Origin of the sequence: Aeromonas sp. QDB11 (assembly GCF_027705265.1) — a bacterium.
GTDB lineage: Bacteria > Pseudomonadota > Gammaproteobacteria > Enterobacterales > Aeromonadaceae > Aeromonas > Aeromonas allosaccharophila.
Map to the genome: position 1 here is coordinate 54,811 of NZ_JAPDBM010000022.1, position 7,848 is coordinate 62,658.

General features: G+C 59.0%; 7 protein-coding genes and 1 other RNA gene. 5 read left to right on the forward strand and 3 right to left on the reverse strand.

Annotation, left to right across the window (positions count from 1 at the left end):
- Positions 1-10: 10 nt before the first annotated feature.
- Both fadE and OKC40_RS09720 read left to right on the forward strand, forming a co-directional pair.
- Entirely contained in the window at positions 11-2,467 is a 2,457-nt protein-coding gene (gene fadE, locus OKC40_RS09715; protein WP_270794988.1) for an acyl-CoA dehydrogenase FadE, read from the forward strand.
- Positions 2,468-2,646: 179 nt separating this feature from the next.
- Positions 2,647-3,921 (forward strand): amidohydrolase, encoded by a 1,275-nt coding sequence (locus tag OKC40_RS09720; RefSeq protein WP_270794989.1) that lies wholly within the window; start codon positions 2,647-2,649, stop codon positions 3,919-3,921.
- A 98-nt stretch (positions 3,922-4,019) separates the two neighbouring features.
- Here the strand turns inward: OKC40_RS09720 and OKC40_RS09725 are convergent, their stop codons facing one another.
- Both OKC40_RS09725 and OKC40_RS09730 read right to left on the reverse strand, forming a co-directional pair.
- Positions 4,020-4,367, reverse strand: coding sequence for an RnfH family protein (locus tag OKC40_RS09725; RefSeq protein WP_042062521.1), 348 nt, complete (start codon positions 4,365-4,367; stop codon positions 4,020-4,022).
- Positions 4,360-4,794, reverse strand: a complete 435-nt coding sequence (locus OKC40_RS09730; protein ID WP_042062520.1) for an SRPBCC family protein — start codon at positions 4,792-4,794, stop codon at positions 4,360-4,362. Before OKC40_RS09730 ends, OKC40_RS09725 begins: the two co-directional genes overlap by 8 nt.
- A gap of 169 nt (positions 4,795-4,963) precedes the next feature.
- Between OKC40_RS09730 and smpB the strand changes: the two genes are divergently transcribed.
- The 3 genes from smpB to OKC40_RS09745 all read left to right on the forward strand — a co-directional run bounded on the left by smpB (position 4,964) and on the right by OKC40_RS09745 (position 7,388).
- A complete protein-coding gene (gene smpB / locus OKC40_RS09735; protein WP_042062518.1) occupies positions 4,964-5,452 on the forward strand; it encodes an SsrA-binding protein SmpB in 489 nt (162 codons plus the stop codon).
- Between the two features lie 164 nt (positions 5,453-5,616).
- Positions 5,617-5,976, forward strand: a transfer-messenger RNA (tmRNA) gene (ssrA, locus tag OKC40_RS09740).
- 164 nt (positions 5,977-6,140) lie between these two features.
- On the forward strand, positions 6,141-7,388 hold the full coding sequence (locus OKC40_RS09745) for an integrase domain-containing protein (RefSeq protein WP_270794990.1): 1,248 nt from the start codon (positions 6,141-6,143) through the stop codon (positions 7,386-7,388).
- Here OKC40_RS09745 and OKC40_RS09750 read toward each other — a convergent pair.
- Positions 7,385-7,848, reverse strand: a 464-nt coding sequence (locus OKC40_RS09750; RefSeq protein WP_270794991.1) for an IS3 family transposase, incomplete at its 5' end; no start/stop codon positions are given. The two genes, OKC40_RS09745 and OKC40_RS09750, sit on opposite strands and share 4 nt — an antisense overlap.

Here is a 7,848-nt window from a genome sequence, read left to right on the forward strand (position 1 = left end):
GGAGCAAGCAATGACGACGACCCTCACTCTGCTCGGGGTGATCCTGGTTATCGGAGCCCTGGCCTATCGCCGGGCATCCCTGTTCATCTCCACCCTGGTCACCGGCGCCGCCCTGGTGCTTGGCGCTATCTATGGTCATGTGCCCTTGCTGGTATGGGCGCTGTTCGCGGTGATCGCCATCCCGCTCAATCTGGTGGAATTTCGCCGCAATCAAATAACCAAGCCGCTGTTCAAGATCTACAAATCGATCATGCCGGAGATGTCCCGCACCGAAAAAGAGGCGATTGAAGCGGGCACCACCTGGTGGGAAGCCGATCTGTTCGCGGGCAACCCGAACTGGAAAAAGCTGCACGCCATCCCGATCGCGACCCTCTCTGCCGAAGAGCAGGCCTTTATGGATGGTCCGGTCGAGGAAGTGTGCCGCATGGTGAGCGACTGGGAAGTGACCCACGAGCGCGCGGATCTCTCCCCCGAGGTGTGGCAATACCTGAAGGACAACAAGTTCTTCGCCATGATCATCAAGAAGAAATATGGCGGTCTGGAGTTCTCGGCCTACGCCCAGTCCTGCGTACTGCAAAAGCTGTGCGGCGCCAGCGCCGTGCTGGCCTCCACCGTTGGCGTACCCAACTCGCTGGGCCCGGGCGAACTGTTGCAGCACTATGGCACCGACGAGCAGAAGGATTACTACCTGCCCCGCCTGGCGGTAGGCAAAGAGATCCCCTGCTTCGCCCTGACCAGCCCGGAAGCGGGTTCTGACGCAGGCTCCATCCCCGACTTCGGTATCGTCTGCAAGGGCGAGTGGGAAGGAAAAGAGGTGCTCGGTATGCGCCTCACCTGGAACAAGCGCTATATCACGCTAGCCCCCATCGCGACCGTCTTGGGCCTCGCCTTCAAACTGCGTGACCCGGAACACCTGCTGGGTGACGAGGAAGAACTCGGCATCACCTGCGCCCTCATTCCCACTCACATCAAGGGTGTCGGCATTGGTCGTCGCCACTTCCCGCTCAACGTGCCGTTCCAGAACGGCCCGACCCAGGGCAAGGATGTGTTCGTCCCGCTCGATTTCATCATCGGCGGCCCGGCCATGGCCGGTCAGGGCTGGCGCATGCTGGTCGAATGTCTGTCAGTCGGTCGCGGCATCACATTGCCCTCCAACAGCACCGGTGGCGTCAAGATGCTGGCCTTGGCGAGCGGTGCCTACAGCCGCATCCGTCGCCAGTTCAAGCTGCCCATCGGCAAGATGGAAGGGATTGAAGAGCCGCTGGCCCGCATCGGCGGCAACGCCTACATCATGGGCGCCGCAGCGAACCTGACCGTGACCGGTATCGACCTGGGCGAGAAGCCCTCGGTCATCTCCGCCATCGTCAAATACCACCTCACCGACCGTGCCCAGAAGTGCATCATCGATGCCATGGACATCCACGGCGGCAAGGCCATCTGCATGGGTCCCAACAACTATCTGGCCCGTGGCTATCAGGGTGCCCCCATCGCCGTCACGGTGGAAGGGGCCAACATCCTGACCCGCAGCATGATCATCTATGGTCAGGGCGCTATCCGCTGCCACCCGCACGTGCTGCCGGAGATGCTGGCCGCCAGCCATCCGGATAAAGAGCAGGCGCTGAAGGATTTCGACAAGGCGGTGTTCAGCCACGTCGGCTTTGCCATCAGCAACCTGGTGCGCAGCTTCTGGCTCGGTATCACCGGCGCCCGCTTTGCCGCGGCACCGTACAAGGACCAAACCAAGGGCTACTACCAGCAGCTCTCCCGCCTCTCGGCTAACCTGGCGTTCCTGTCAGACATGGCGATGGGTACTCTGGGTGGCGAGCTCAAGCGCAAGGAGCGGGTCTCCGCTCGTCTTGGCGACGTGCTGAGCCAGCTCTATCTAGCCTCCAGCGCCCTCAAGCGCTATCAGGACGAGGGACGCCAGCAGGCCGACCTGCCGCTGCTGCACTGGGCACTGCAAGATGCCATGTTCAAGGCACAAGAGGCGATCGACGAGCTGCTGCGCAACTTCCCGAACCGCTGGATTGGCCTTGCCCTGCGCGCCGTGGTGCTGCCGCTTGGTCGTGACCTGAACCGTCCTTGCGACAAGCTGGACCAACAGGTTGCCCGTCTGCTGCAAACCCCGAGCGAAACCCGCAGCCGTCTGGCCAAGGGTCAGTATCTGACCCGCGAAGAGGGCAACCCCTTCGGCCTGCTGGAGCAGGCGCTCGATGACGTGCTGGCGGCCGAACCGCTGTTCGAGAAAGTCTGCAAAGCTGACGGCATCAAGCGCCCCTTCATGGCACTGGACAAGGTGGCCGACATGGGTCTGGCCGCTGGCGTCCTGACCCAGAGCGAAGCGGAGCTGCTGCGCCGCGCCGAAGTAAGTCGCCTGCGCACCATCAACGTCGATGATTTTGACCCCATCGATCTGGTGGCCAACAAGAAGCTGTTTGAAGCCTCCGCTTACCATCACGCGGCCTGATAACCACATCTCGACAACGCCTCCCTTGTGGAGGCGTTTTTTATGGGCGCTCACCACTATTCACGGCCCTCACAGCCACCACTCGCACTCACAGCTCCCCCGACCAGCTGCTGGCCCCGTGTGGTCTGCCGGGAAAAAAGGCACAATAGCCGACAAATCGAATCACCAAGGAAGCCAAGATGACCCTTGAGCACCTGATCCTGTGGCGCCGCGACCTGCACCGCCTGCCGGAAGCCGCCTGGAAAGAGTTTCGCACCACCAGCCTGATTGCCCACCACCTGAGCGAGCTCGGTTATCGCATCGTGCTCGGCGACAAGCTGCTGGCCAGCAATCTGATGATGGGCCGTGATGTGGATGTGGCGGCCGAGAAGGCTCGCGCCCGCCGTCAGGGAGCCCATCCTGACTGGCTGGAGCGGATCGGCGATGTCACCGGGCTGATGGGAGAGCTTGATACCGGTCGTCCCGGTCCGACCCTGGCCTTTCGCTTCGATATCGACGCGGTGGAAGTAGAAGAGTCCGACGCCGAACAGCATCAACCGCAGCAAGAGGGCTTTGCCTCCCACAACAAGGGGTGGATGCACGCCTGTGCCCACGATGGCCACACCGCCATCGGCATGGGGCTGGCCAGCCAGTTGATGGCGATGAAAGAGCAGCTGTGCGGTCGCATCAAGCTCTTCTTCCAACCCGCCGAAGAGGGGTGTCGCGGTGGCAAGGCGCTAGCCGCCGGTGGTGCGCTCGATGACGTGGATGCCCTGCTCTCGCTCCATATCGGCATTCACGCCGGCAGCGGCGAGCTGGTGATCAACCCCACCGAGTTTCTCTGCTCCACCAAGTTCGACGTCCACTTTATGGGCACCGCCGCCCACGCTGGGCTCGAACCCAACGCTGGCAGCAATGCGCTGGCCGCCGCCTGCATGGCCACCACCGCCATGCTCGGCATTCCCCGCCACCGCGATGGCATGACCCGCATCAATATCGGCCAGCTTCACGGCGGCAGCGGGCGCAACGTCATTCCTGACCATGCCGAGCTGCACGGTGAAACCCGTGGCGCCGACAGTACCCTCAACGACTACATGTTCAGCCAGGTGCAGCGCATCGTTGAAGGCACGGCCCTCGCCCACGGCGTCACCTACCGCATCATCAAGCAGGGTGAGGCGATTGCGCTCGACAACAGCCCGGCGCTGCAAGCCGAGCTGGCGGCGCTGGCCCGCAAGCAGGGGCTCGCCACCATCCAGACTCGCCGCTTTGGCGCCAGCGAAGATGCCGGTTTTCTGATGGAGCGGGTGCAAAAACAGGGGGGCGAAGCAGCTTACCTGATTTTGGGGGCCGATCTGGCGGCGCCGCACCACCATAACGAATTCGATTTCGATGAGCGGGTAATGCAAAGCGGGGTCGAACTGCTGGCCGCTTGGGCGCTCACACGGCTGGGCGTGACAGAACCAGCCCTGAGCTGACGCGGCTCTCACTTGATATCCCGTTCTACCAGATGACCAGCTAACGGGCTCAAAAAAAGGCGCCTCGGCGCCTTTTTTCTGCAATAAAAACCTGAGCGCTACTCGCTGCGTTTGCGATGCACATCGGGTCGACCGCCGGTCACGCTATCGGCTCGCCCCTCCTCTTTGGCCTTCTCGGCGCGCTTTTTGCGCATCTCGCGCGGATCGGCGATGAGCGGGCGGTAGATCTCGATGCGATCGCCATCGTGCAGCGGCTCGCTCCCTTTCACCGGGCGGCTGTAGATGCCGAACTTGTTGACCGCCAGATCGATCTCGGGGTGCTTTTGCACGATGCCGGACTGCTCGATAGCCGCCTGCACGCAGGTCTCGGGCGCCACCCGCAGCGCAATCACCGTCTGCTGCTGCGGCAAGGCATAAACAACTTCGATATTGAGCTGGTCAGACACCGTATACCACCTTGGCGCGGTTTGAGAAGGCAGAGACCATGGAGCTCACCAGATCGCGGAACACCTGACCGAACGCCACCTCGATAAGCTTCGAGGTGAATTCGAAATCGAGATCAAACTCCACCTTGCAGGCGTCCACATCGAGCGGGGTAAAGGTCCACCAGCCCGCCAGCTTGCGGAACGGGCCATCCACCAGCTCCATCCTGATCTGACGGTTCACATCCAGCTGATTGCGGGTGGTAAAGGTCTTGGCGATGCCCGCCTTGGCCACATCGACCGACGCCATCATGTAGTCATCGCCAGCCTCGTGGACACGGCTACCGACACAGCCGGGCAAAAACTGCGGATAGGCATCCACATCGTTAACCAACTTGAACATCTGTTCTGCACTGAACATCACCAAGGCACTGCGCGTAATTCGGGGCATGGCTTTTCCTCATCCAATCGGCGCGATTTTATCACCATGTTTCGGGTTGTGGAGGTAAAACCTCAACCAAACCGCTCACAAAGCCACCACTTGACCTGCTGCGCGTTTTACAGCCGCTCACGCCTACGTATAATACGAGCCTCCTAGTCATTGCCGGAAATCGCCCGTCATGAGCAAAAAAAACAGTAAAAACAAAGCCGGGTCCAGCACCATTGCACTCAACAGAACCGCCCGCCACGAATACTTCATCGAAGAGAGAGTGGAAGCCGGTCTGTCCCTGCAAGGGTGGGAAGTCAAATCCCTACGGGCGGGCAAGGCCAACATCAGCGAAGCCTATGTCATCTTCTTGCAAGGAGAAGCCTTCCTGTTTGGCTCCACCTTCCTGCCACTAAACGCGGCATCCAGCCATGTGGTCTGTGACCCGACCCGGACCCGCAAACTGCTGCTGAGCCGTCGCGAGCTCGACAAACTCGAAAGCCTGACCGCCCGTCAGGGTTACACCATTGTGCCACTGGCCCTCTACTGGAAAGAGTGCTGGGTCAAGGTCGAGATCGGTCTGGTGAAGGGCAAGAAAGAACACGACAAGCGCGAAGATACCAAGGCCCGCGAATGGGATCGGGAAAAAGCCCGCATCATGAAGAACAAGAATCGCGGCTAATCGGCCGCCCACCGGTTCCAGACGCCCATTCACCTTCCCCCTGCGCAGCGGACCCCTAGTTCAGCTGCGCACAATAAATCGGCAAACAGCGTGGTTGCCAGAGGGAATGGGCATCAACGCCTTGCTATCACAACATTTTTGCGTACAATCACTTTTGACAACTTGGGGCTGATTCTGGATTCGACAAGATTCACGAAACCCAAGGTGCATGCCGAGGTGCGGTAGGCCTCGTTAACAAACCGCAAAAAAATAGTCGCAAACGACGAAAACTACGCACTCGCAGCTTAATAACCTGCGCTGAGCCCTTCTACCCTAGCTTGCCTGTGTCCTAGGGAATCGGAAGGTCATCCTTCACAGGATCGTGTGGAAGTCCTGCTCGGGGCGGAAGCATTAAAACCAATCGAGCTAGTCAATTCGTGGCGTGTCTCTCCGCAGCGGGTTGGCGAATGTAAAGAGTGACTAAGCATGTAGTACCAAGGATGTAGTAATTTTGGACGGGGGTTCAAATCCCCCCAGCTCCACCAAATACCGGTCCAACAGTGACCAACGAAGTCCAAGAAACCCGCACAGCGTAAGGCTTTGCGGGTTTTTTGTTGTCTTATACTGTCCAATGGGATGCGTTGCCATCCAGCCCTTTTAGGCATATCGTTAGGCATATCGTTTTGTATGCCTTCCGGAGCGTATGCCTATGCCTCGAATCACCCGCCCTTTGTCCCCAACCGAGATCAAAGCAGCCAAGCCCAAGGAGAAGGAATACACCCTCTGCGACGGAGCTGGCCTAGAGCTCGTCATCAAGCCCAATGGTTCCAAGTTGTGGCGCCTGCGCTACTACCGCCCTCTCACTAAGCAACGAAATATGATCAGCTTCGGCTCTTGGCCGGAGATGTCGTTGGCTGATGCGAGAGAGAAGCGCTCCGAAGCTAAAATGTTGCTGCAACAAAACATCGATCCCCAACACCATCGTGATGAGCAGGTCTCCGCCGCGTTATCGCTGAGCGAGCATACTTTTGAGGCTGTCGCCAAGCGCTGGTTTGATGTCAAACGCCCTTCCGTCACCCCAGCCTATGCCGAAGATCTCTGGCGCTCGCTCGAAATGTACCTGTTCCCCGAGATAGGCACAGTGCCCGTGATGGAAATAAAGGCACAGCGAGCCATCAAGATCATCGAGCCCATCGCTGCTGCTGGAAAACTCGAAACCGTGCGTCGCCTCACGCAACGGGTGAACGAAATCATGACCTTTGCTGTTAACTCTGGTCTGATCGACGCCAACCCTTGCTCGGGGATCAGCAAGGTATTTCAGCGTCCAGCCAAACAGCACATGCCCAGCATTAACCCCAACCAGTTACCTGAACTGATGAACCGGCTTTCCAAGGCAAGTATCAATTTGCAGACCCGCTGTCTCATCGAATGGAGCCTGCATACCTTGGCTCGCCCCAGCGAGGCGGCCGGAGCTCGGTGGGCAGAGATCGATATGGAAAAGAAACTCTGGCGGATCCCGCCTGAGCGAATGAAGAAGCGCAGAGGGCATGACGTCCCCTTAACACCACAGACGCTTGCCTATCTGGAACTCATGCGACCGATCAGCGGCCATCGTGAATTTATCTTCCCTGGTATCCGTAATCCCAAAACGCACACCAACGAGCAAACGGCTAATGCGGCCTTGAAACGAATGGGGTATGAAGGGACCTTGGTCGCTCACGGCCTGCGAGCTTTGGGCAGCACGACCCTTAACGAGAGAGGATTTGATCGAGACGTTATAGAATCCGCCTTAGCGCACTCTGACAAAGACGAAGTACGTAGCGCATACAACCGCACGGATTATCTGGAACGTCGCCGAGAAATGATGGTCTGGTGGTCAGAGCATATAGATGCCGCATCCAGAATCGGCTCGGCGCTGACATGGATACCACCAACTGAATCGCCCCTGGTTTTCTAGACACTCTGTTGCTGAAAAATAAACTGCCTTTCAAACTCTACTGGCGACAGCCCATCATTGGAACCATGACGCCTGATTGGGTTGTAAAACATCTCGATATAATCAAACACATCGCTGCGGGCTTCATCTCTTGTCGGGTAAATCCTGCGCTTGATCCGCTCCCGTTTGAGCAACTGGAAGAAGCTCTCGGCGACCGCGTTGTCGTGACAGTTGCCCCGTCGGCTCATGCTGCAACGCAGGTTGTGGGTCTTCAGAAAGTCCTGCCATTCGCCGCCGGTAAACTGGCTGCCCTGATCCGAGTGCACCAGTACCGGCTGCCTGGGCTTGCGCCGCCAGACGGCCATCAATAACGCATCAACCGCCAAGTCTGCCGTCATGCGTGACTTCATCGCCCAGCCGACGATCTGGCGAGAGAACAGGTCGAGCACCACCGCCAGGTACAGCCACCCTTCTTGAGTGC